The organism is Enterobacter genomosp. O, from assembly GCF_001022965.1.
GTDB classification, from domain to species: Bacteria; Pseudomonadota; Gammaproteobacteria; order Enterobacterales; family Enterobacteriaceae; genus Enterobacter; species Enterobacter cloacae_L.
This window is the reverse complement of sequence record NZ_LECZ01000022.1, coordinates 339,056-361,194: the sequence shown is the minus strand read 5'-3', so window position 1 is coordinate 361,194 and position 22,139 is coordinate 339,056. Positions and strand designations below refer to the sequence as shown.

The 22,139-nt window shown below is 57.2% G+C and carries 19 protein-coding genes and 1 tRNA gene; 10 read left to right on the top strand and 10 right to left on the bottom strand.

Features of this window, described 5'->3' with window-relative positions; genetic code table 11:
• The first annotated feature begins 370 nt into the window (after window positions 1-370).
• Together nac and cbl are read left to right on the top strand one after the other, a co-directional pair.
• The gene (gene nac / locus ABR39_RS05360) at window positions 371-1,288 is read left to right on the top strand and encodes a nitrogen assimilation transcriptional regulator NAC (protein ID WP_045908128.1); all 918 of its coding nucleotides are present in this window, start codon (window positions 371-373) and stop codon (window positions 1,286-1,288) included.
• A 96-nt stretch (window positions 1,289-1,384) separates the two neighbouring features.
• Entirely contained in the window at window positions 1,385-2,335 is a 951-nt protein-coding gene (gene cbl, locus ABR39_RS05355) for an HTH-type transcriptional regulator Cbl (protein ID WP_047346080.1), read from the top strand.
• Window positions 2,336-2,378: 43 nt separating this feature from the next.
• Here the strand turns inward: cbl and ABR39_RS05350 are convergent, their stop codons facing one another.
• Entirely contained in the window at window positions 2,379-2,987 is a 609-nt protein-coding gene (locus ABR39_RS05350; RefSeq protein ID WP_082132627.1) for a glutathione S-transferase family protein, read from the bottom strand.
• 170 nt (window positions 2,988-3,157) lie between these two features.
• Here ABR39_RS05350 and ABR39_RS05345 point away from each other — a divergent pair, with 170 nt between their 5' ends.
• A complete protein-coding gene (locus ABR39_RS05345; RefSeq protein WP_047346079.1) occupies window positions 3,158-4,051 on the top strand; it encodes a LysR substrate-binding domain-containing protein in 894 nt (297 codons plus the stop codon).
• Between the two features lie 129 nt (window positions 4,052-4,180).
• Here the strand turns inward: ABR39_RS05345 and ABR39_RS05340 are convergent, their stop codons facing one another.
• Window positions 4,181-5,110 carry a LysR family transcriptional regulator gene (locus tag ABR39_RS05340; RefSeq protein ID WP_047346078.1) on the bottom strand — a complete coding sequence of 310 codons (930 nt, stop codon included), beginning with the start codon at window positions 5,108-5,110 and terminating at the stop codon, window positions 4,181-4,183.
• Between the two features lie 141 nt (window positions 5,111-5,251).
• On the opposite strand from ABR39_RS05340, the gene ABR39_RS05335 reads away from it, so the two are divergent.
• Together ABR39_RS05335 and ABR39_RS05330 are read left to right on the top strand one after the other, a co-directional pair.
• Window positions 5,252-5,641, top strand: coding sequence for a RidA family protein (locus tag ABR39_RS05335; RefSeq protein ID WP_047346077.1), 390 nt, complete (start codon window positions 5,252-5,254; stop codon window positions 5,639-5,641).
• A 48-nt stretch (window positions 5,642-5,689) separates the two neighbouring features.
• On the top strand, window positions 5,690-6,649 hold the full coding sequence (locus tag ABR39_RS05330) for a quinone oxidoreductase family protein (RefSeq protein WP_047346076.1): 960 nt from the start codon (window positions 5,690-5,692) through the stop codon (window positions 6,647-6,649).
• Window positions 6,650-6,739: 90 nt separating this feature from the next.
• On the opposite strand, the gene ABR39_RS05325 is transcribed toward ABR39_RS05330, so the two are convergent.
• From ABR39_RS05325 to ABR39_RS05300, 6 genes are all read right to left on the bottom strand, one after another.
• Window positions 6,740-6,815 (bottom strand) — tRNA-Asn (locus ABR39_RS05325).
• Between the two features lie 168 nt (window positions 6,816-6,983).
• Window positions 6,984-9,173 carry a TonB-dependent siderophore receptor gene (locus ABR39_RS05320; RefSeq protein WP_047346075.1) on the bottom strand — a complete coding sequence of 730 codons (2,190 nt, stop codon included), beginning with the start codon at window positions 9,171-9,173 and terminating at the stop codon, window positions 6,984-6,986.
• Window positions 9,174-9,199: 26 nt separating this feature from the next.
• Window positions 9,200-10,525, bottom strand: coding sequence for a lysine N(6)-hydroxylase/L-ornithine N(5)-oxygenase family protein (locus ABR39_RS05315; RefSeq protein ID WP_047346074.1), 1,326 nt, complete (start codon window positions 10,523-10,525; stop codon window positions 9,200-9,202).
• On the bottom strand, window positions 10,522-12,264 hold the full coding sequence (gene iucC, locus ABR39_RS05310) for an IucA/IucC family protein (RefSeq protein ID WP_047346073.1): 1,743 nt from the start codon (window positions 12,262-12,264) through the stop codon (window positions 10,522-10,524). Before iucC ends, ABR39_RS05315 begins: the two co-directional genes overlap by 4 nt.
• Window positions 12,261-13,208 carry a GNAT family N-acetyltransferase gene (locus ABR39_RS05305; RefSeq protein WP_047346072.1) on the bottom strand — a complete coding sequence of 316 codons (948 nt, stop codon included), beginning with the start codon at window positions 13,206-13,208 and terminating at the stop codon, window positions 12,261-12,263. The genes iucC and ABR39_RS05305 overlap by 4 nt, the downstream gene beginning before the upstream one ends.
• Complete coding sequence (locus tag ABR39_RS05300) at window positions 13,208-14,950, bottom strand: IucA/IucC family protein (protein ID WP_047346071.1); 1,743 nt, start codon at window positions 14,948-14,950, stop codon at window positions 13,208-13,210. Before ABR39_RS05300 ends, ABR39_RS05305 begins: the two co-directional genes overlap by 1 nt.
• Before the next feature lie 138 nt (window positions 14,951-15,088).
• Between ABR39_RS05300 and ABR39_RS05295 the strand changes: the two genes are divergently transcribed.
• Entirely contained in the window at window positions 15,089-16,300 is a 1,212-nt protein-coding gene (locus ABR39_RS05295) for an MFS transporter (RefSeq protein ID WP_047346070.1), read from the top strand.
• On the opposite strand, the gene mtfA is transcribed toward ABR39_RS05295, so the two are convergent.
• Window positions 16,297-17,088 (bottom strand): DgsA anti-repressor MtfA, encoded by a 792-nt coding sequence (gene mtfA / locus ABR39_RS05290; protein WP_047346069.1) that lies wholly within the window; start codon window positions 17,086-17,088, stop codon window positions 16,297-16,299. The two genes, ABR39_RS05295 and mtfA, sit on opposite strands and share 4 nt — an antisense overlap.
• Before the next feature lie 341 nt (window positions 17,089-17,429).
• On the opposite strand from mtfA, the gene ABR39_RS05285 reads away from it, so the two are divergent.
• Complete coding sequence (locus tag ABR39_RS05285; protein WP_240477055.1) at window positions 17,430-17,777, top strand: DUF1090 domain-containing protein; 348 nt, start codon at window positions 17,430-17,432, stop codon at window positions 17,775-17,777.
• A 185-nt stretch (window positions 17,778-17,962) separates the two neighbouring features.
• Window positions 17,963-18,340: a tail fiber domain-containing protein gene (locus tag ABR39_RS05280; RefSeq protein WP_047346067.1), complete on the top strand. Its 378-nt coding sequence runs from the start codon at window positions 17,963-17,965 to the stop codon at window positions 18,338-18,340.
• Between the two features lie 45 nt (window positions 18,341-18,385).
• Here the strand turns inward: ABR39_RS05280 and ABR39_RS05275 are convergent, their stop codons facing one another.
• Window positions 18,386-18,928, bottom strand: a complete 543-nt coding sequence (locus tag ABR39_RS05275; RefSeq protein ID WP_047346066.1) for a chorismate mutase — start codon at window positions 18,926-18,928, stop codon at window positions 18,386-18,388.
• Window positions 18,929-19,237: 309 nt separating this feature from the next.
• Here ABR39_RS05275 and ABR39_RS05270 point away from each other — a divergent pair, with 309 nt between their 5' ends.
• Together ABR39_RS05270 and ABR39_RS05265 are read left to right on the top strand one after the other, a co-directional pair.
• Complete coding sequence (locus ABR39_RS05270) at window positions 19,238-19,906, top strand: class I SAM-dependent methyltransferase (protein WP_047346065.1); 669 nt, start codon at window positions 19,238-19,240, stop codon at window positions 19,904-19,906.
• 83 nt (window positions 19,907-19,989) lie between these two features.
• Window positions 19,990-22,125 carry an autotransporter outer membrane beta-barrel domain-containing protein gene (locus ABR39_RS05265; protein WP_047346064.1) on the top strand — a complete coding sequence of 712 codons (2,136 nt, stop codon included), beginning with the start codon at window positions 19,990-19,992 and terminating at the stop codon, window positions 22,123-22,125.
• Window positions 22,126-22,139 lie beyond the last annotated feature (14 nt).

Here is a 22,139-nt window from a genome sequence, read left to right as displayed (position 1 = left end):
TGACATACGGATTAACAGTCCGCCGTTCTACCGACTGAACTACAGAGGAATCGTGTGAACGGGGCGCATATTATCGACCTGCGTTCGCCTTGTCAAAGGGTGGATCAACGCCTTTTGATCGTTTGCTGACAAAATCGGCAAAGTGGTGTTTTTGCCAGCGGAATGCACCGCTTTGGTGCGCGTATACCCCTAATGGGGCAGATCATAAACTGCTGTTTCAGTAATAAAACCCACCTCCGTGATTAGGTTTCCTTATTTTCAGGCGCTTAGCGAACAATTCAGACCGCCTGGTAAAAGTGGCATTCATATTGCAAAACCTGTTCAACAACGACAGCCGGTTCCGGCACAGCATTTTCGAACAGGGGGCAAAATGAACTTAAGACGACTGAAATACTTCGTAAAAATCGTCGATATCGGCAGCCTGACTCAAGCGGCAGAAGTGCTGCATATCGCGCAGCCTGCGCTGAGCCAGCAGGTGGCTACTCTGGAAGGCGAGATGGATCAGCAGCTGTTGATTCGCACCAAACGCGGCGTCACGCCAACGGAAGCCGGTAAGATCCTGTATACCCACGCGCGCACCATCCTCCGCCAGTGTGAACAGGCGCAGCTGGCGGTGAACAACGTGGGCCAGACCTTGAGCGGGCACGTTTCTATCGGCCTGGCGCCGGGAACGGCCGCATCGTCTATTACCATGCCGCTGCTGCAGGCCGTTCGCGCCGAGCTGCCGGAGGTGCTGGTATACCTGCACGAAAACAGCGGGTCCGTACTGAATGACAAACTGCTGAGCGGCCAGCTGGATATGGCGGTCCTTTACGATCGCTCCCCGGTCGCCGGGATCACCAGCCAGCCGCTGCTGAAAGAAGATCTTTACCTCGTGGGCACCCGCGACTGTCCGGGCCAGAGCGTAGACCTTACCGCCGTGGCAGAGATGAACCTCTATCTGCCGCGCGATTACAGCGCCGTGCGCGTGCGCGTGGATGAAGCGTTCTCCCTGCGACGCCTGACGGCAAAAATCATCGGCGAGATCGACTCTATCTCCACGCTGACCGCGGCCATTGCCAGCGGAATGGGGGTGACGGTTCTGCCAGAATCTGCCGCGCGCTCGCTGTGCAGTGCGGCAAACGGCTGGATGGCGCGCATCACCACGCCTTCAATGAGCCTGCCGCTGTCGCTGAACATGTCCGCACGCGGATCGCTCTCGCCGCAGGCGCAGGCGGTAAAAGAGATTTTGATGTCGCTTGTCAGCAAGCCATCGCTTGAGAACCGCGAGCTTCAGCTCGTGAGCTGATATTCCATAAAAGCATAAGATGCTGGTTTTTATTATTTGTTCTGCAGCTCAGCTGACTCTAACAATAGAGCTATCTCAGATGCGCCGGAGTGAATCGTGAATTTCCAGCAACTTAAAATTATCCGTGAGGCGGCCAGGCGGGACTACAACCTGACCGAGGTCGCCAACATGCTTTATACCTCTCAGTCCGGCGTCAGCCGCCATATCCGCGAGCTGGAAGAAGAGCTGGGGATAGAGATCTTTATCCGCCGCGGCAAGCGTCTGCTGGGCATGACCGAGCCCGGTAAGGCCTTGCTCACCATTGCTGAGCGGATCCTCAACGAGGCCAGCAACGTTCGACGTCTCGCGGATCTCTTTACCAATGATGCCTCCGGCGTGCTCACCATCGCCACCACCCACACCCAGGCCCGCTACAGCCTGCCGCCGGTGATTAAAGCCTTCCGCGAACTTTTCCCCGATGTCCGTCTGGAGCTTATCCAGGGCACGCCGCAGGAAATTGAAGTGCTGCTGCAAAACGGCGGGGCGGATATCGGCATCGCCAGCGAACGCCTGAGCAACGACCCGCTGCTGGTGGCTTTTCCCTGGTTCCGCTGGTACCACAGCTTATTGCTCCCCGTCGATCATCCCCTGAATCAGGTCTCTCCCCTGACGCTGGAAGAGATTGCAAAGTGGCCATTGATAACCTACCGCCAGGGCATTACCGGACGTTCGCGTATTGATGAAGCCTTCAACCGCAAAGGGTTAACGCCGGACATCGTGCTGAGCGCGCAGGATTCCGATGTGATCAAAACCTACGTCGAGCTGGGTCTGGGCATTGGCCTGGTGGCGGAACAGTCCGGCGGCGAGCGCGAGGCCGGGGATCTGGTGCGTCTGGATACACGCCATCTGTTTGACGCCAATACCGTCTGGCTCGGCCTGAAGCGCGGACAGCTACAGCGCAACTATGTCTGGCGCTTTATCGAGCTCTGCAACGCCGGGCTGTCCGTCGATGAGATTAAACGCCAGGTAATGGAGCCGGAAGAAGTGGCAATTGATTATCAGATTTAAGTGCTGGCTTGCCCGGTAGCGCTGCGCTGACCGGGCTCAACGCTTAGTTGAAAGGGTATTTTTTAAAGATCGACAGCGATTCGAATGATTCGGCAACTGCCTGAATCTCTCTAAAATCCTCTGCGTTAACGACGTACGGGATCATCGACTGAATAAACGTCCAGACAACCGTACTGGTGACGGCAACCTGATCGGGAACAGCTGTGGCCGGACGCCCCTTCAGCAAGGTATTCCATTCCCTGCAGGCCGCCAGTAGCTGGGTAGTAATGCGATCGATCCAGGTACCGTGCTGCTTTTCCTCCGGGCGCAGGTTGTGTTCATACACATTTTGCACCGCTTTCTCCGCCGCGGCGAGGATAAAGCCCAGCGTCTGGAGATCGTTTGCCAGCGCATCCGGCGCCACGGGGAGCACTCTCCGTTCAGGTGCGGCCTGGGCCTCGAAATAATTCAGTATTAGCGACGAGTCCATCAGCCGTATTCCGTTATCCAGAAGCAGCGTGGGCGCTTTTACCGCGGGGTTGATTCGGGAAAACGCTTCAAATGTGCTAAAGACCGACAGCGGCTCACTCTCAAACTTTACGCCATAAAGCTCAAGGGAAATCGCCACGCGCCGAACATAGGGTGAATCCATCATGCCAATAAGTTTAATCATGATTCCCGTTTTCCTGTCTCTGTGAAATAACGCGTCAATGAAGATGATAAAAAGACATTACATGAGAATTTTCATGGCGAATATCTACAGTATCTTACCGAAAAGGTTAGCATTACTGACAGATGGGCTTGTTGTCGTTATTCATCCAGCGCAGATAAGGAAGTACTTTCATGTCGGATTTTCCACCTATCGCAAGTTTGCGTAGTTTTGAAGCTGTGGCCCGCCTTGGCAGCGTAACGCTTGCGGCGAAAGAGCTCCACGTTACCCATTCCGCCATCAGCCAGCAGATCAAAGTGCTGGAGGAAATGGTGGGCGTGAAGCTGTTTATCCGTCATGGCCGAGGGGTACAGATCAACGAAGAGGGGCGGCTCTATGCGTTACAGGTGCGCGAGGCGCTGAACCATATCGCCGATGCTACCCGTTTAGTGCAGGTGAAACCGAGAATACTGGAACTGACGCTGGCGATGGTGCCGTCTTTTGGCTGTCACTGGCTGTTGCCGCGTCTGGAACGGTTTCGGGAAAAATATCCGCACATCACGCTGCGACTTCAGGCCAGCCTGACGATCGCCAGCATGCAGCAGGAAGGGATAGATATTGCGATCCGCATGGGGAAAGGGAACTGGGAAGGCAGCGACTGCCATTATCTTTTTTCAGATGAATTGATTGTGGTTGCGGCACCCGGTTATAACGGCGGTGTCCTCCCGACGACGCCCGCAGAGGTGGCGAAGAGCCAAATCATATTCTCCATGGAATCGTGGAAAACCTGGTGTTTTAATGCGGGGCTGGAGAAGGATATTGTGCCCGGTGGCTTATGCATTAACGACTCAAACTTAGTCCTCGAGGCTGTCAGACTCGGTAAAGGAATCGCGCTTGAGCGCCGTTCTCTGGTTCAGGATGCCATCACCCGGGGCGAACTGGTCCAGCTTACCCCTTTCACTGCGCCGTATCCCTGGCCTTACTGGCTGGTGACATCGCAGTTAACGGAGGCGAAGCCGGAGGTGGCTCTCTTTGTCGAGTGGCTGGATGAGGAAGTGGCGGCATGGCGTCAGCTCACGGAGTCCTGAACTCTTTTTTACGACACTGCTCGCAATGCGGTGAATACCTGACGGGGGATTCAACGAAATACTCCTGCACGTCTTCAGCTTTCGCGTAACAACACATGAACCATGCACGTTCTCTCAGGATAATAGCTGCTATAGCTTTACGGCTATGTTGGTGTTGGGGACATGCTGCTGCATCAATTCAACGATCCAGTCAATAAAAACGCGCAGCTTAGCGTTGACGTGGCGGTTCGGCGGAAACGCCAGGTGCAGGGACATGGGACTGATACGCCATTGTGTAAATAACGGAATCAAAGCGCCGGCAGCCTGATGTGCCGCCGCCATATAGACTGGCAGCGCAATCACGCCCAACCCGGCTAACCCGGCTTCGAGGTAAGCATTGCCATCATCGACGGCAAGTACATAGCTGCCCGTGATTTCAATATGTTCACTCTCACTGCGCAGTACCAGAGGATCAATCTTGCCGGTGCGTGAGGACAAGAATCCTACTCTGCGATGGTCGGTGTTTTCCAGCTCTCGCGGGTGGGAGGGGGCGCCAAGGCGTTCCACATAGCTGGGGGCGGCGTAGACGCCGATTTGCAAATCACCGACATGGCGAGCGATGAGGGACTGGTCGTTGATTTCGCCACCGCGCAGGACGCAATCCACGCTGTCACCAATCAGATCCACCACCCGGTCGCTCACGCCCATGTCGAACTGGATGTCAGGGTAGCGTGCGTGGAAAGCCGGTAGCGCCGGTACCAGGATGAGGCGGGCCAGCGGACTGGGCACATCTACCCGTAGCCGTCCCCTGGGCGTCATCGCCGCGCTGGACAGGCAGTTTTCAGCATCTTCCATGTCCGCCAGCAGGCGGATGACGCGTTCGTAGTAGACTGCGCCGTCGGGAGTCACGCCGACCCTGCGGGTGGTACGATGGAGCAATTTGACGCGCAGGCGCGCTTCCAGCAGCTGAATGAGCTGCGTCACCGTCGTTTTGCTCATATGAAGCGTTTGGGCAGCCTTTGTGAAGCTACCTGCCTCCACCACGCGAGCAAAGGCGCGCATCGCATCGAAACGATCCATTCCTTATCCTCTCTTTTCGCCGATTGTTTGGATATTACAAACAATGATGGACAAAGTCGCTTGTTTATCCGCCCGATCCTGCACCTGTAAAGTGTCTTTATGTTCACCGGGCTGATTTCGCCCCATTGCAAAGGTACAAACATGACAGCACGCGAAGCAGTTTTTCCCTCCGGTCGGCAGGCGCTCTATGAGCGCAATCGCTATTCACCGGCCATCAAATCCAACGGTTTTCTGTTCGTTTCGGGGCAGGTTGGCAGCCGTGAGGATGGTTCGCCTGAGCCCGATCTGAAAGCGCAGGTCAGGCTGGCCTTCGATAATCTTAATGCTGTCCTCGCGGCTGCGGGCTGCACGTTCGCTGACGTGGTTGACGTGACCCTCTTTGTCGTCGATCCCGAGTCAAACCTCGACGCTATCTGGAGTATCCTGCCAGAATATTGGGGGGAAGCGCCTTACCCAACGTTGACCGGGATCGGCGTGACGTGGCTTTACGGATTCCAGTTTGAGATTAAGGTTATAGCCAGGCTGCCCTGAGCGCTACGGCTTTTTCCGCCAGTCGAAAGATAAGACAGAGGAAAATGTATGAAAGCAGCGGTTTATGACGCGGAAGGCGCTCCCGGTGTCCTGAGATATGTCGATATCCCGGATCCGGTCACAGGACCCGACGACATCCTGATTGCGGTCGAGGCTATCTCGATTGAAGGTGGCGATCTGATCAACCGCCGTTCAACCCCGCCGCCTCTTCCTTCATGGGTCGTCGGCTACGCGGCAGCGGGTACGGTGGTTGCCATCGGGTCGAAAGTCCGTAGCCGTGCGGTTGGGGACAGAGTCGCTGCTTTTCACATGCAGGGATCGCATGCGGAACGTTGGGCTGTGCCCGCGGAACGCACCTGGCTTATACCCGACGGGGTGGATATGGCAGAAGCGGCGGCGGTACCGATTTCTTTCGGAACCGCGCATCATTGTCTTTTCACTCGCGGCATGCTCCGGCACGGAGAAACCGTCCTTATTCAGGCCGCTGCCGGTGGCGTAGGGCTCGCAGCCGTTCAGCTTGCCTCACAGGCAGGCGCAACGGTCATCGCCGTGGCTAGCGGAACGCAGCGAAGAAGCCGGTTGCTTGAACTTGGCGCCGATTATGTCGTGGATCGTACTGAAAATAATATCGTGGACAGTGTCCGACAGTACACCCATGGCGCCGGCGTTGACCTCGTCATCGATCCGGTGGGGACGACGTTGTCTGCTTCGCTTTCTGCACTCGCTCCGGAAGGGCGTCTCGTCTTCGTCGGTAACGCGGGCGGCGGCAGTCTTACCGTCGACCTGTGGTCGCCAATGCAGTCTAACCAGACGCTCATGGGGGTATTCATGGGGCCCCTTTTTGAAAGGCCCGCAGTTCGGGCAAGCGTGGACGACATATTGCAGGCTGTAGCGGCAGGGCGCATCAGGGTTGTGATTGACCGCATCTTCCCCCTGGCTAATGCTGCCGCGGCTCATGAATACGCTGAGACAGCGAAACCGCTTGGTCGCATTGTTATGGAGCCATGAGAGGGGGTGAACTCAACCTGGCCCAAATTCTCCCAATGCGATGGAAAATGAAAACAAAAAAGCCTGCTTCAAAAGCAGGCTTTTCAAATTTGGCTCCTCTGACTGGACTCGAACCAGTGACATACGGATTAACAGTCCGCCGTTCTACCGACTGAACTACAGAGGAATCGTGTGAACGAGGCGCATATTATCGACCTCGGTTCACCTTGTCAAAGGGGGAAAACACGCTTTTCGCTCGTTTGCTGACAATTTCAGCAAATCGCTGATTTTATAGCAAATTTGCGTTGAAATTACACAAGGAAATGCGCCGCCTGCAGACAGGCGGCGCGAAGGGTTAGAACAGTACGGAGTAGTTCAGGCCAAACGTGCGTCCACGGCCCTTATAGGTATACAGGCCCGGTGCCCCGTAGGTTGGGCTATACAGCCCCGGCGCGCGCTGGCCCCAGGCGGTGGTGTAGTCTTTGTCCAGCAGGTTTTCCACGCTGAAGCTGACTTTACCCACAGGCAGGGCGTAGCTGCCCAGGAAGTCGACCGTGTTGTAGCCGTCGATCTTCTTACCGTCGGAGTCTGACACGTCAAAGGTCTGCGTGCTCTGCACGCGCAGGGTCCAGTCGCCCGGCGCCCAGTTGACCCATGCGCTGGCTTTCGACGGGCTGGCGCTGTCTACCGTCAGCTTCTCCCATTTGCCGTTCTCGCGGGTTTCAGACTTAATGGCGTTAAAGTTCGCGCCCGTGCTCCAGTCGCTGTTGGTGAAGAAATAGTCCACCTGACCTTCCACCCCGTAGATACGACGCTTGTCGTCTTCCAGGTTGATGGTCATATCCGTTTTGTTGATGGTGATGGTTTTATCCGAGAGCGAGTAATAGGCCGCAACCTGCGTGCGCAGGTTATCCCCTGTATAGCGCCAGCCCAGCTCGTAAGCGTTGACCTTGATGCCGTCCAGCTTCGAATCGTTCACGTTCACGCTGTTAAGCAGGCGATAGTGACCGTTGCTGAGCTGATAGGTACCCGAGCCGTAGTACTTCGCCAGGTCCGGAATTTCAAAGCCCTGGGAGAAGTTAAACCACAGCTGCTGCTGTTCGGTCAGGCGGCCAAGGATCCCGGCGTTAAACAGGAAGTTGTTGTAATCGGTTTTCCCGCCCGGCACCGCGTCTGCGGAGGTGGCTTTCCCGGTGGCGATGGCCTGCTGCTGGGCGTAGCCAACAAAGTCGTCCACCTTGTTTTCGGTGTACTGGTAACGCACGCCGCCGCTCAGGGTGATGGCGTCAATGTCGTAACTTGCCTGCAGGAACGGGGCGAGGTTGGTGATGCTGTAGCCCGGGTAACGGCCCACGTTGTAGGCGTTGTCCAGCTCCATGCCGCCGCTCGCCGCGGCTTTGCTCAGGTCGAAGAACTGCTGGTTGGCATCGAAGGTTTCATGGTCGGCATCCACACCCCAGGTCAGCGTCAAATCGTCCACCGGCTTGCTGTTCAGCGTCAGCTTGCCGCCGTAGAAATCGGTTTTCTGCTGAGACGCACCGATGCTGCTCACCACCCCTTTGGTCAGGGTCGGGAACGGATAATAGGTCAGGCTCTCGTCGCGATAGTAAATCTGCGCAACCAGGTCCTGGCCCCAGAAATCGGTATTCGAGTACTGCAGGTTAATCAGATGGCGCTCGGTCCCCGGGACGCGGTCAGAGTCCAGGTTGCCTTTGTTGTACGCGTTCGCATCCCCCGTTACCGCGGAGAAGTTCTTCCCTAGATAGAGCCCGTGCTTGCCGTCGGATTCGCTCTTGTAGTACTGCGTGGTTAACTGCAGCTGCTGGTGATCGTCAATGTTGATGGTGCCTGTCCCCATCACATCGATACGGTCGGAATACTGCAGGCCGGTCTGGGTGTTATCGATAATCACCTCGTCGCCGTTGCCGTCGTACCAGCCGCCGTAGCGCTGATACGACACCGACAGACGACCGGACGCGTTATCATTACCGCCGCTGACCGCCGCCGACACGTTCTCATCGTGATCGTTGTGGCTGTTAAAGCCGCTTTTTGCCCCGGTCTGGAACTCAACCTCGGTCTCCGGCTGGCCTTTTTTGGTGACGATGTTCACCAGGCCGCCGGTGCTGCCGCCGCCGTAGAGCGAGGTGGCACCGGAGATCACTTCAATGCGATCGATATTGAACGGATCGATGGAGTCCAGCTGGCGGCTATCGCTGCGGGACGAGTTCAGGCGCACGCCGTCCACCATCACCATCATGGAGCGGCCGCGCAGGTTCATACCGTAGTTGGTACGCCCCTGGCTGCTGACGTCCATCCCCGGGATCAGCTGCGCCAGCACCTCTTTAATCTCTTTCCCGCCCTGAACCTGCTGCTCAATTTCAGCTCGCTCAATGACCCAGGTCGTCTGCGCCATCTCCGCCACGCTGCGGTGCGCGCGACTGGCGGAGACAACGATATTTTCTTCCTTTTGTTCTTCCGCCCACGCAGAGGTAGAAAGCATTGCAAGCAAGCAAGGATTTAAAACCCAAAGATGAGAACGTTTCATTGTTATGTTGATCCTGATTGTGTGTGTCAGTACTCGGTGGTTTTTGCTAATGATTTAATAACCGGATTGCTGTCCGGGCTGGCGGTGGTCCGCCAGTGGATAACGCCGGGTGTGGTGGCCAGCTCAAACGGCTCGTCCGCGTGCGCGCGATTCAAAATTCGCGCCGCGCGCCAGGCCATCAGGCTGAGCTGGGGTTCGGCAATACCGAGCCGGTGCATCCCGGCATTCACGGCAAACAGGCGGTTGCTCTGCGGGCCGTCCCATTCGAGGGTGAAATCGTTGTTGATGCAGAAGGCTTCGTCCGTATCCAGCTTCAGCCGGTGAGACAGCGGCGCGAGGAATGCAGGCTGTACGGCGCGGTAGCCGGTGGCAAAAATCACTACGTCGCTTTCCAGCTGCTCGCGGCCGCCGTCGAGGTGATGCTGAATGCTCAGACGGTGTCCGTTATCCTGACGCGACAGCGCCGATACCGAGCGGGACGGCAGGAGATGCGCCCAGGGTTTTTCACGCAGCACTTCAAAGCGGTGGTACATGGCGCGGTAAATCGCCAGCAGGGACTCGGTGGTGATACCGTCAGAGGTCATCTTCTGCTCGTGCAGCATCTGGCGACGGGCCTCTTCACCGAGCGTGGAGAAGCTGTCCACGTACTCCGGCGTGAAGTACTCGTTGGCAAACGCGGCTTCATCCAGCGCGTTGTAGTTATTGCGGCGCGACACCCAGTTCAGGCTCAGCGGCTGGCCCCACTCGCCGCGGAAGATGTTCAAAAACAGGTCCGCACCGCTCTGACCGCCGCCGACAACGGTAACGCGCTTGCCTGCGAGATCCGGCGTGCGCAGCATCATCTCGCTGGCGTGGAAGCAGGTATCGTCCTGCACGGTAACGCAGTCGGGCAGATTGATCTGTTTGCCAATCCCCACGCAGACGTGGCGCGCCAGGAAGCGATCGCGCTGGGTTACCACCTCAAACAGGCCGCTTTTCTCATCAAAGTTGACCTGCTGCACCTGCTGGCTGAAGGCGAGATTGGTGAGGTTTTCCGCCGCCCAGCACAGGTAATCGGCAAACTCTTCGCGGGAGACGGTGCGCTGCTCGGTGGTCAGAAAGCGGTAGAACTTTTTACGCTGCACCAGGTAGTTCAGGAAGCTGTGGCGGTTGGTAGGCTCCACGGCGCTGACCAGATCCTTCAGAAAGCTGGTCTGCATGTGGCAGTCCGGCACCATCATCCCAGGGTGCCATGAAAAGTGCGGTTTGCGCTCAAGAAACAGCGAGCTAAAGCCGTCCAGCCCTTCCGCCAGAGCGGCGATGCTGAGGTTAAACGGGCCAATACCAATGCCGATGAAATCATAGGTTTTCATTGCGCTGACTCCCGTGAGGCCAGAAAAAGTGGGTTATCAAGATCGGAGACATAGTTCGGCAGCATGCGGCTGCCGCCGTCGTGTTCGGAGAAGGTCAGTTTGACCGGGTTGAGGATCACGCGAATAATCTGCGGCTTGAAGAGATCGAATTTGGCGAAGCGGTCCGCCAGATCCGGGTGCGCGGCCATATAACCCCGCAAAACTTGCGCCAGGATCTGGTAGAAGCGCGTTTCGCTGACGCCGCTTTGCAGGGTAAGACGCGAGATGAAGCGCAGCACCGTCACAAAGTTGCCGGTTTGCAGGTCGTGAATAATATAATCCGCGCTCAGGCGCGCCGTGACGGCCTTCACCTGCTCCGGCAGGCTCTGCGCCTGCGGGAAGTCCTCATCCACCAGGCGCATATCGCCCTGGAAATCTTTCAGCAGGATGCGCTGCGGGACGTAATCTTTCATCACCAGCGTCACGTTCTGCCCGTGGGCGATCAGCGCCACGCCGTAGCGGCAGAGCAGGTGGTAGAACGGGATCACCGTTGCTTCAAAGAGCTTTTCCAGCCACGCCTCGGCGCTTAACCCCGAGCGTTTAATCCACGCGTCGATCAGCGGACGCCCGGCGTTATCGGTTTCCATCAGCGCCGCCATCAGCACCGCCTGTTCACCGTCATCTAAATAGCAGGACGGGTTTTCGCGCCAGATCACCCCCAGCATCTCCTGGTAGCGGTAGGGCGCTTTCGGCAATGCGGCATAGCCCGGATGCGACAGATACCCGGCTGCGGGCTCACCCAGGACCTGCGCACCGCAGCGGGCAAGCGTCGCGTCGCTGGCGAACTGCTGCTGTAGCCAGCGCGAGGCCAGCGGCCCGGCGGCAATGTACTTGCCCGGAATGCCGCGATAGCAGGAGGTGTTGTAGATGGTCAGCGGCAGCTTGATGTCATACGGCGCGCGGCGGCTGGCGTTGGTGAGCGTGCGCAGGGACTGCTGCGCCAGATACTCATCGCCAAACTCGCCCAGCTCAACCATCTCACCGCGCGCCAGCTGCGCCAGGAAATGAATGGCGATCTTCTGCTGCCACTGCCACGGGTGCAGCGGCACGGGCAGCCAGCCGTCGTCGAGGCCCAGCGCCTGCCAGCGGGCGTCAAACCGCGCGCGCTCGGCTTTGTCCATGGCGCTGGCCAGCAGGTTGTGAATGTCGCAATCGGCGTCGCTGCTCCAGACCAGATGCTCCCGCTGGACGGCGACCCAGTGCAGGCGAAAACGCCCGCGGTATTCCGGCGCGTACTGGCGCAGCGCGTCCAGGCCCCAGCCGCGGCGGCCCTTGTTAAAAATAAACTTCGGATGGCCGCTCATCAGACACTGCAGTTCGTCCGGGTCGAGGTGGATAAGCGCGTCGGCATCCAGCGCTTCGCGCGCCTGTAAAAGCTGAATATCCCCCCGCAGCGTGGCGTAGAGATCTTCCATATGCTCTGCCGTTTGCGCGTCGCTCATCTCCAGCACCGTTGCCAGCTGCAGCAGCGCGCTTTCGGCTTCCACTGCCGCGCCGCTGAGGGTCGTCAGGCTGTTCGGGTCGATATGCAGCCAGCCCCAGATCCCGCGCGTGGCGCTAAACTGCCATATTTCGCTGCCCATGCCGATCTGCCAGCGGTCCGACGAAAGCGGTTCGGCGCGCAGGGTGCGTTCGTATTCCAGCTCGGCGAGGATCTTCGCCACCATCTCACGGTTCACTTTTTGCCAGAGTGCGTTCACAGGCCTACCTCGCTGAAGAAGCGGTGACGCTGGCTCATGATGAGGCGCGAGCGCTTGTGCGGGAAATCGAACTCTTTCACCGTGTCAAAACCGGCAGAGGAAAGGTGACGGAACAGGCGCTGGTTGTCGAAGCGCGGCTCGGCGACAATGCGCGCGGTGCGAGGCTCATCGAGATACAGATAGTGGCTCAGGCCGCGCAGCCAGCTGCGGATGTACTGCGCGCCGCGCCAGTTTTCTTCACCCACCAGCATGTGCAGCCCGCGGTCAAACGGCTGCCAGCGATAGTGGCGACCAATGCGATCTTCCGGCGCCCAGTAGAGCTCAAAATAGCCGAACGGCTGGTCGTCGAAGCAGCCGATAACCGGGTAGCAATACGTTGAGTCGAGCTGGCGGCGCAGGTAGTTTTCCTGCTCGGCCTGCGGGCCGGCCATCTCCCAGAAGGCGTTCACGCGCGGGTTATTCATCCAGTTTGTGAATCGCTCGCCGTCCAGCGCCACGTCCGCCACGCGGAAGCTGAGGGTGCGCTTAATTTGCGGATCGTAACGGCGATACACCTCGCCCTGCGGGCGGTGAGGGCGCAGCGGGAAGTACAGCTGACGGCTCTCGTCAAACTGCATCCCGCCGCTGGCCTGCGGCCGTTCACCCTTTAGCCAGAGCGGCAGCTGCCAGAAGGCGTCGCGCGCCAGATAATCCCCGTGGGCCTGGCTAAACAGCGCCTGCGCCTGAGGTTCATCCTGCCACGCCGCCCACGGCAGCGTGATGCCGGTTAGCGCAGGCGCGGCGACGAACAGCTGATCCAGGGCTTCGACCAGCCAGCCGTCCGGGATGTCGTTCAGGCGCTCAAGCACCGCGCTGCCGTCGAGACCCAGCGCCAGCGGCAGCGCGCGATCCGTGGCGGTGCAGCGAAAGCCGTAGCCGGAATGGACGATATTCGCGATAGCCATCACGCCTTCTCCTTGTAAAACGGGTTGCTAAAGTCGAAATAGATCACCGCCGGATCGGCGATGGTGTTTTCATTGCGGTCGTGCAGGTAGCAGAAAAAGTTGCCTTTGCAGTTCCAGGTTGGGCTGTCCAGCACGTAGTCGAGGCAGCGGGTCTGCTTCGCGGTCTGGCGCAGCTCCATCAGCGCGTCGCGCACCCGGGACATCAGGCTCTCTTCACTGTCAAAACCCGCGGCGGCGAGGGCGGCGGTGACGGCAAGCGTGGAGTTCAGCAGCAGGTAATAGGGGAAGTAGCGCAGCAGCTGGCTCTCACCGAAGCGGTTTTCCACCTCGCTTTCGCCCGCCTCCTGCAGCCACGCATCGGCCCCTTCGGTCCACGCGCTGCCCTGGCAGTCGCGGTAGATAAGCCCGACGGGGAAGTCCTGCTGCATCTCAACGAGGATATTTTGCTGGTGCGCCAGCAGGACCAGACCGTAGTCCGCCTCGGCGCTGAACAGAGGGAGTAATACGCGGTCGCAATAGGCGTCCAGCCAGCAGCGCGCGGCCTGGGCAAGCGGTAAATCCAGACGCAGGCTGAGACGGCGCACCGCCGCGGCCAGCAGGCTGTCACCGCCGTCCGGCGCGGCCTGCGTCAGGCTGACCAGCACGTTGGTCTGCGTCACCGGCGTGTCAAACAGCAGGTTGACGCGCAGGGCCATCAGGCTCTCTTCCTGAACGGCGCCGCTTTCGTCACGCAGCCCGGCCCAGCCGTCTTCCTGCATGACGCGCATGGTGGGGTAGCGCGCCTGGAGCTCTTGCCAGCGCGCCGTTTTCGCCAGGCGCGCCAGGCGCATCCCGCGCTTGACCTCTTTCACCGACAGCGTGCGCACGGAGTTGGTCAGGCGCACGCTGAGGGAGAACTTAATCATGTCGCTGTTGGTTTCGCTGTACAGCGAGCGCGAGGAGCTGGTGGGCAGCCACTGCGCGCCAGCTTCACCCAGATCCAGCAGGGCCTCTTTTTCCACCAGACGCTGGCACCACTCCTGCTGCAGCAGATAGTCGGCCTGCCACGGGTGCATCGGCAGCAGCCAGCGGGTGTCGGTGAAGTGGCCGAGCAGCTCGGGTGCGCTCTGGGCGGCGAAGCGCAGCAGGCGTTCACGCAGGGAGACGTTCAGGCTGTCGCCGGCAATCAGCGTGCTTTCTACGGCAAACCAGCGCAGCGGGAAGCGGGAGGCGAAGTCGGGCAGATAGCGACGCGCTTCGGTTTCGTCAAACGGCTCGTGCGACTTCGGTGCCGGGTGAAACGCATGGCCGACCAGCAGCGCCTGTTCCGCGTCGGCAAACGTTAGCGGCTTGTCGCGCAGGGTTGCCCAGCCGTGGCGTAAATCAATCGCTTGCCAGGTGTGCGCATGGCTTTCGAGGACGCGCTGCTTAAAACGCGACAGCGTAGCGGCATCGAGAGAGCCTTTTACGGACGGTTTTTCAAGAAGTAAATCAACCAGTTGGGGGAATGTGACGGCGTCACCGTCATCGCTGTCGCGCTGAATAAGGGTTGCCGGGAAACGGTACTGATGATGCTGGGTGGGAGAGAAATAGCGTACCGGAACCCGAATAGCCTGGGTTTGAGAAAGCGGGATATGAATCTGCGATAGCGCATCCTCAGTGGCAGAGGGGAGATAGCGCCAGTCCTTCGTTTCGCGCAGCAGGGCGTTTAAAAAACACTGGGCAGCAACGTCTGTACCGGCAGCGCGGGGCAGAGCACGCATAGATGTACCTCATTCCATGATTGATAATAATTCTCGTTATGATATTCATTCTGTTTACAGTCGCAACCATTTTTGCAATATTTGTTTTCATAAACTTCATGATTTCCACACATTTATTGACACTATGTTCACATTCTTATGCGCGCTGACTCTGAAACATTGACCGAGAACGTCACCTCAAAAGCCAATTGGCCCCTGGCGCTATGTGCCGGTTTATTAGGTATTGGGCAAAACGGCCTGCTGGTGATGCTCCCGCAGCTGGTCAACCTGACCGGGCTTTCACTCTCGGTCTGGGCCGGGCTGCTGATGTTCGGATCCATGCTCTTTTTACCGGCCTCACCCTGGTGGGGACGCCAGAGCGAGCGGCGGGGGTGTAAGGCCGTGATGCTGGCCTCGCTGGGCGGCTATCTGGCCAGTTTCGTGGTGATGGCGCTGGTGGTCTGGGCGATGTCGGCCGGAAGGCTCGATAGCGTCTGGGGACTGGCGGGGCTTGTTCTCTCACGTCTGATCTACGGGCTGACGGTCTCGGGCCTCGTGCCTGCGGCCCAGACGTGGGCTATTCAGCGTGGGGGGCTGGAGAAAAGAATGGCCGCGCTGGCGACGATAAGCTCCGGCCTCAGCTGCGGGCGTTTGCTCGGCCCGCCGCTGGCGGCGCTGATGCTGAGCGTCAATCCGGTAGCGCCGCTCTGGCTGATGGCGGTCGCGCCGTTTATCGCCCTGCTGCTGGTGCTTCGCGAAGTCTCTGACCCGCCGCTGCCGCCGGTGGCGCACCAGGCAACCCGCCTGCAGGCCTCCATGCTGCCGTTCCTGCTGCTGGCGCTGCTGCTGGCGGCGCTGGTCAGCCTGATGCAGCTTGGCCTGTCACCGCATCTTAGCCCCCTGCTGGACGGCAACGCCCGGGATATTAGCCATCACGTTGCGCTCCTGCTGAGCCTGGCCGCGCTGGCCACGCTCGCGGCGCAGTTCCTGGTCGTCCGCCCGCAGCATTTCAGCCCGGTGACGTTGCTCTGCATGGCGGCGGTGTTGATGGTCGTGGGACTTGGGCTGATGGCTGTCGCCGGATTAACGCTGTTCTACGTGGGGATTGTTATCACGTCGCTCGGTGCGGCGATGGCCACGCCGGGCTACCAGCTACTGCTGAACGATCGGCTGACCACCGGGAAAGGGGCGGGTGTTATCGCCACCAGCCATACGCTGGGCTACGGCGTCAGCGCGCTGCTGGTGCCGGTTGTGACGCGCTTTTACGGGGAGCACTCTTTAACGTTGGCCGCGTGGGGAATGGCGCTGCTGTTTTTAGCGTTGAGCATAGGGGTATGGTCTACCGAGCGTACCCCTGCTGAAAAACCTTAATGGATCGACGATGCGCCGCCAGACGCCTCATTCTGCCGCAGGCGCTGCAGGGGATCCTGCTGATAAAACTGGCAGAAACGCTGCCAGAGCGCCGGGAAGCGTGGGGCAAATAGCTCGGGCGCGCTGAAGAAATACTCCGAGAGCACTGCGAAGCACTCTGCGGGGTCGGTGGCCGCATAGGCGTCAATGCTGGCTGCGCTTTCACCCACCAGGTCGATTTCGTCCTGGATGTTATCCATCGCTGCGTGCAGATCGTGCTCCCAGCCCGCCACCTCGCGAAGCGGGATCAGCGGTACGCCGCTGGCGCGATCGCCGTTGCGGGTATCCAGCTTATGCGCCACTTCATGAATAATCAGATTAAAACCGGACGCGTCGAACGAATCCTGAATGTCTAACCAGTTCAGGATTATCGGCCCCTGCTGCCAGCTTTGTCCGGACTGCACCACGCGCTGGTTATGCACCAGGCCGATATCATCTTCCCACTCGTCATCCACCACGAACGGCGCAGGGTAGATCAGCACTTCGTGAAAACCGTCCAGCCACTCAATGCCGAGCTCAAGCACCGGCAGGCAGAAAAGCAGAGCGATACGCGCGTTTTTCAGGGGATCGAGCTCGAACCCCTGCAGCGGGACAAGGCGTTTTTGCTGCAAAAAACGATCCGCCATCTGAACCAGTTTCGATTGTTCATCCGGCTTAAGATTAGCCAGAACAGGGATCGCCAGCGCGTCATCCCACGGCAGCGCCATATCCCGGCCAGCCTCATTCGTTTTCCAGGGCCACTTAATCATCGCTTTGCAAACTCGTCACTTGAACAAAAAGGGAAGGTGATTTGCTGTTAACATGCCAAAGAACCCGGCATGAAGGCAACAACAAAACGGAGCAGGGGGAATAGTCCCGAACGTACAAAGCCCCGCTCCAGGTCGCTATTCAAACACTTATGCCGTTTTGTTTCAGTGACAAAACTCCCATAGGCAAGATCGAGTGATGCACTGCTCCGTCCTGCTGATCTCGTCAGGGAGAAAAATTTTAGAAAATACGCCGTCCGCCGAAATAACGCTAAAGCAGTCGAGTAAAATAAGTGGAGAATCAAAAGATGTATAAGCGAACATTTCTTGCAGCAGTGGTAACCATGAGTATTCCTTTTACCGCATTTGCGGAGGAAGCATTAACAGGATGTGCGGCAAAACGGCATAACATCGAGCTGCAAATCCGCCAGGCGGAAACGCACGAAAATCACTATCGCGTCGAGGGCTTAAAAAAAGCCTACGCTGAAGTTGTCGCGACCTGTACCGATGCCTCGCTCAGGAAAGAGCGTGAAGCGGATGTACTTAAAAAACAGCAGAAGGTGAGCGAGCGGGAACAGGAATTACAGGAAGCAAACGCGTCCGGGCGTGCTGATAAGATTGCCAAAAAACGCGCTAAGCTGGAAGAGGCCAGGGACGCGCTGCTCGAAGCGGAAACTGAATTAACAAAATAAACGGTCAGATTAATAGCGGTAATTGCCGGCAATAATAAGCGATTATTGTTAAGTAGAACGTATGGTTTGAAATAAAAATAATTGTTACCGTTGCATCGTCAGTGCCGGAATATCTGGCTGGCACTCTTATTTTTAAATACATAATCCTGACTATCCAGTGTCTCACACACATTTACGGAGCGTTTATGTTGTTAAAGAAAGCCGCATTTATTATTCCTCTGGTGTTCTCCTCGTCAGCCCTGGCCGACCTGGGCGCAAAATGCTGTCCCTTCAGTGACGAAAGACTGAAAGAAGATATTCGCCCTCTTAAAGGCTCTCTGGACAAAATTCTTCAGCTGGAAGGGGTCTCTTATACCTGGAAAGAGAACAAAAGCCAGGATGTCGGTTTAATTGCGCAAAATGTGGAAAAAGTCTACCCGGAACTGGTCAAAACGGAAGGGGGGAAAAAACAGGTCGACTATCAAAAGCTGGTGGCCCCGCTGATTGAAGCCGTACGTGAACAGCAGAATGAAATTAATGCGTTAAAGGCTGATGTTGCACAATGTGCATTGAAAAATAAGTAATGAAACCCTGAACCCGTCGTAAGCATGACGGGTTCAGGCAGACAGTCATTGACGTTTAATCTTTCCGAGCGCACCGATCAGTTGCGCCTTCTCCAGCGCTGTTATTTCCTTATCATCCAGCAACTGAGCCAGCATGCGGCCCTGCTCTTCACTAAATCCGCCGCCGGTCAGGATTTGACGGCTAATCAGATTCAGGATGGTATTATCCAGTTCGAGAATCTGTGCTCTCACCTGAGCAAGGGGGCGTGGCTGCCACTCTTTTTCAGGCTGTAAACGCCAGCGGTCAAGATAGCGATACTGAATATTTTTACTGATAGCCATCTGCGTCTGGACAAATGTATCAATACTCTGCGGTGCAAGCATGGCGTCTCGGGCAGCACTCTGCGCCTTCAGGAGAACATTTTTTTCTCGCGGGAGATCCTCAACGGGGAGGTGGTTTGCAGCCTTATAGCCTGCCACATCCTTCATGACTGCAAAGCGGGTGTTCAGGGCTTCTGCCAGCTCAGGAACATTTGCGGAATTAACGGAGGCGGCAAGCGAAGAACCACACATTAAAATAGATGAAACCACAATAGCGAAATAGCGCACGGTTTTTCTCCTGAAGACGAACGGTGGGAATATATTATGGCAACCTTTTTGTTACAGGCAATCCTTTATAACATTAATAAACGATGACATATGTAAGCATTTCAGGGGGTAGGGCCTTAGGTTATTTATCCCGATCGCTAAACTCGCTAATAGCGGAAAGATCTGTAAGGTTATTACCAGATAAACAAAATGAGCTTTTTGATAGCATCATAAAGCGCAATTTATACCACGCGCAATTCACCTTCTACTTTTGATGACTAAGACCACGCAGCGTGGCCTTTTTTACTGTACCGACCGCGCAGGGATCCTATGCATAAAAAAACACGTGACGGAATAAAAGTCTATACATCACTCTCACTGAAACTTTATGACTGGTGGGTACTGCGTGTTTCCAACCGCTATGCCTGGAAATGCGTTACAGAGCGACATCTTATTCCCCACTTCAGAAATAACATGAAAAATAACCATCTCGACGTGGGGGTAGGAACCGGGTACTACCTGTCGTTTGCGCCAGATTCCTGCAACATTTCTCTTCTCGATTTGAATGTAGCGAGCCTTGAGGCAGCGAATACGCGCGCAGGCAGACACAGAGTTAAAGAGTCCATATTGCATGACGTGTTCGACCCTTACCCAAGCTATTTGCAGGCGCAATTTGATTCCGTGTCGATGTTCTATTTGCTCCATTGTCTGCCCGGCGAAATGAACGATAAAGCAGAAGTGATTGCCCATGCCAGTGCGGCATTAACGAAAGAGGGGCGTTTATTTGGCGCAACCATCCTGGGTGACGATGCGGGCCATAATATTTTTGGGCGAAAACTGATGCGCATTTATAATCAAAAAGGCATTTTTTCTAATCGCACCGACAGCGCAGAGGGGTTAGCGTCTCTGCTCTCTCGCTATTTCTATCATGTGGAGATCGCCGTCGAAGGGCGAGTGGCTCTGTTTAAAGCCGAACGTAAAAAAGAGCATGCTGGATAAATAATTTCAGTTGATTGCCTTTTCACCGATGAATAAACAGAGAGGAACTCTTCTCTGTTTATTTCTAATCAGAAAGGCAATTTATGAAACCGTTATATCCCTATTCTTACCTGCGTCAGGCGATTCTTGTCGCGCTGCTTGGCACCGCCTGCGCTACCTCTGCCGCCACCCTCATCGATAAAGACACCCTGATTGACGGTAGTTCACCCAGTAATGAAGACTATCAGGTTAAAAATGGCGCGACGCTAACCGCAAAGGATGCGATTGCCAATCAAGTGACTATTTCTGACGGTCATCTGGACATGGACGGCGGTCAGATTAATGGCTACCTGATGCTTGAAGCAGGCAGTACGGCAACCATTGATAATGCTAACGTTAATTTCGCCGCATTACTGGGGGACACCCGACTGCGGAATACGACGATCGCAACTCAGCTTCTTGTATTTGACGCTCAATTAGCTGCGTCACAAATCCGCACGCAGCAACTCGCGGCGAATAATGCAGAGGTCATCGTCGAGAACGGCATTATTGATAATAACGACAGTATCTATAGCGGGGCAGTTGATTTTAAAGGTACTAACGGCACGTTTGTCGGTAGCGCTATTAAGGGTTATCGGTCCGGTATGTACCTTAATGGCAATAACAATGTGGGTCTGGACGGCTCCAGCGTTGGGGCGGTAGAAGGCCCTGCGTTTATGGCCAGCAGTGGTACCCAACATATTCTCCTGACAAATGGCAGCACCGCTGGCTCTGATACAGGCGAACTCCTGACCGCCTTAAAGGGCAGTGAGGTATCCCTGTCGCTCAGCGCCAGCCAGGCCGCAGGCGCTATCCAGGCGGAAGAGGGCGCCGTAGTTGACGTCGCGCTCGGCAGCGGTAGCCATCTCTCCGGCGGTATGACTAACGTCAATTCCCTGTCGCTGGACAAGACCTCCCTCTATGAAATGACCGCGAATTCCGATATCAAGGCGCTCTCCATGGCGGGCGGGACGGTGAAATTTGCCGAAGGGGAGGCATACAGAACCCTGACGCTCGGCACGCTCTCCGGCAGCGGTCATTTTGTGATGAATGCCGATCTCCTCACCGGTGAGGCCGATCTTCTGGATATCACCGACAGCGCCAGCGGGAAACATACCCTGCACGTGGCGGCCAGCGGCCGTGAGGCAGGTCGCGACGCGCTGACGCTGGTGCGCACCGGCGGCGGTGATGCTGAGTTTGCCCTGAACGGCGGCCGCCTGGATGCGGGCGCATGGCAGCATAGGCTGGTGCGTAATGGCAACCAGTGGGAGCTGGTTCAGGCGGCAGGTTCAACCTCAGCCTCGACCGATGCAATGCTCTCAATGGCTTCTGCCCCTCAGTTTATTCACGAAAATGAGCTGAACGTTCTTCGTTCGCGTCTTAACGACACCCTCGCCCAGCCGCAGTCAGGGATGTGGGGCACAGTGCTGCACGGCCGCAGCGATGTTGACGGTGCCTGGGGTTCCGCATACCGCCTTGAACAGAACGGCATGATGCTGGGTGGTGACAAGGTGACATCTTTAAATGCGGGGGAACTCACCACCGGCGCCTGGCTGAGCCAGTCAATCGGCCAGGTTAAACATGCTCGCGGCGGCCAGAGCCGGGTAACCAGCTACGGCGGCGGTCTGTATGCCACGCTGAACTCGGCTAACGGCTGGTACACCAGTGGTTCCGCGCAGATTAACCATTTTGCCAACAAGATGAGCGCCCGCATGAGCGATGGCGGCACCGCGCGTGCGGACTGGAACAGCTGGGGATACGGACTGGGGCTGGAAGCGGGTCGTTACATCGCCCTGAGCGATGCCACGCGTCTGACGCCGTTTGTCGGTCTCGACGGCTGGATGACCCCGTCTGAGCACGTAAAACTGAACAACGGAATGACGGCGGAAACCGGCGACGGGCGTTCACTGCAGGCGCAAGCAGGCCTGCGCGTGAGTACCCGTCTGGAGGCCGGTGAGGTGCAGGTCATGCCTTATGCGACGGCGGCCCTGATTCAGGGGCTGGTCAAAAACGGCAGTACGCAAATTAACGAAACCTATGACTTTACCAACGACTTTACCGGAACAGGCGGTACGTTCACGGGCGGTATCAGCGTGATGGTCACACCGTCAACGCGGGTCTGGATGGATGCGAGCTATGCGAAGGGTGAGCACGTCGAGTCACCGGTAGTGGGCAATGTCGGCCTGCGCGTGGATTTCTAGGTTGTACAGCGTGC

Coding starts and splice junctions, on each gene's coding strand:
- ABR39_RS05320 (WP_047346075.1), bottom strand. CDS start 9,173: ATGAAACGTTCTCATCTTTGGGTTTTAAATCCTTGCTTGCTTGCAATG.
- ABR39_RS05295 (WP_047346070.1), top strand. CDS start 15,089: ATGCGCGCTGACTCTGAAACATTGACCGAGAACGTCACCTCAAAAGCC.
- ABR39_RS05315 (WP_047346074.1), bottom strand. CDS start 10,525: ATGAAAACCTATGATTTCATCGGCATTGGTATTGGCCCGTTTAACCTC.
- ABR39_RS05330 (WP_047346076.1), top strand. CDS start 5,690: ATGAAAGCAGCGGTTTATGACGCGGAAGGCGCTCCCGGTGTCCTGAGA.
- ABR39_RS05350 (WP_082132627.1), bottom strand. CDS start 2,987: ATGATTAAACTTATTGGCATGATGGATTCACCCTATGTTCGGCGCGTG.
- nac (WP_045908128.1), top strand. CDS start 371: ATGAACTTAAGACGACTGAAATACTTCGTAAAAATCGTCGATATCGGC.
- ABR39_RS05335 (WP_047346077.1), top strand. CDS start 5,252: ATGACAGCACGCGAAGCAGTTTTTCCCTCCGGTCGGCAGGCGCTCTAT.
- ABR39_RS05285 (WP_240477055.1), top strand. CDS start 17,430: ATGAGTATTCCTTTTACCGCATTTGCGGAGGAAGCATTAACAGGATGT.
- mtfA (WP_047346069.1), bottom strand. CDS start 17,088: ATGATTAAGTGGCCCTGGAAAACGAATGAGGCTGGCCGGGATATGGCG.
- ABR39_RS05305 (WP_047346072.1), bottom strand. CDS start 13,208: ATGGCTATCGCGAATATCGTCCATTCCGGCTACGGCTTTCGCTGCACC.
- ABR39_RS05345 (WP_047346079.1), top strand. CDS start 3,158: ATGTCGGATTTTCCACCTATCGCAAGTTTGCGTAGTTTTGAAGCTGTG.
- ABR39_RS05340 (WP_047346078.1), bottom strand. CDS start 5,110: ATGGATCGTTTCGATGCGATGCGCGCCTTTGCTCGCGTGGTGGAGGCA.
- ABR39_RS05280 (WP_047346067.1), top strand. CDS start 17,963: ATGTTGTTAAAGAAAGCCGCATTTATTATTCCTCTGGTGTTCTCCTCG.
- ABR39_RS05265 (WP_047346064.1), top strand. CDS start 19,990: ATGAAACCGTTATATCCCTATTCTTACCTGCGTCAGGCGATTCTTGTC.
- ABR39_RS05270 (WP_047346065.1), top strand. CDS start 19,238: ATGCATAAAAAAACACGTGACGGAATAAAAGTCTATACATCACTCTCA.
- ABR39_RS05300 (WP_047346071.1), bottom strand. CDS start 14,950: ATGCGTGCTCTGCCCCGCGCTGCCGGTACAGACGTTGCTGCCCAGTGT.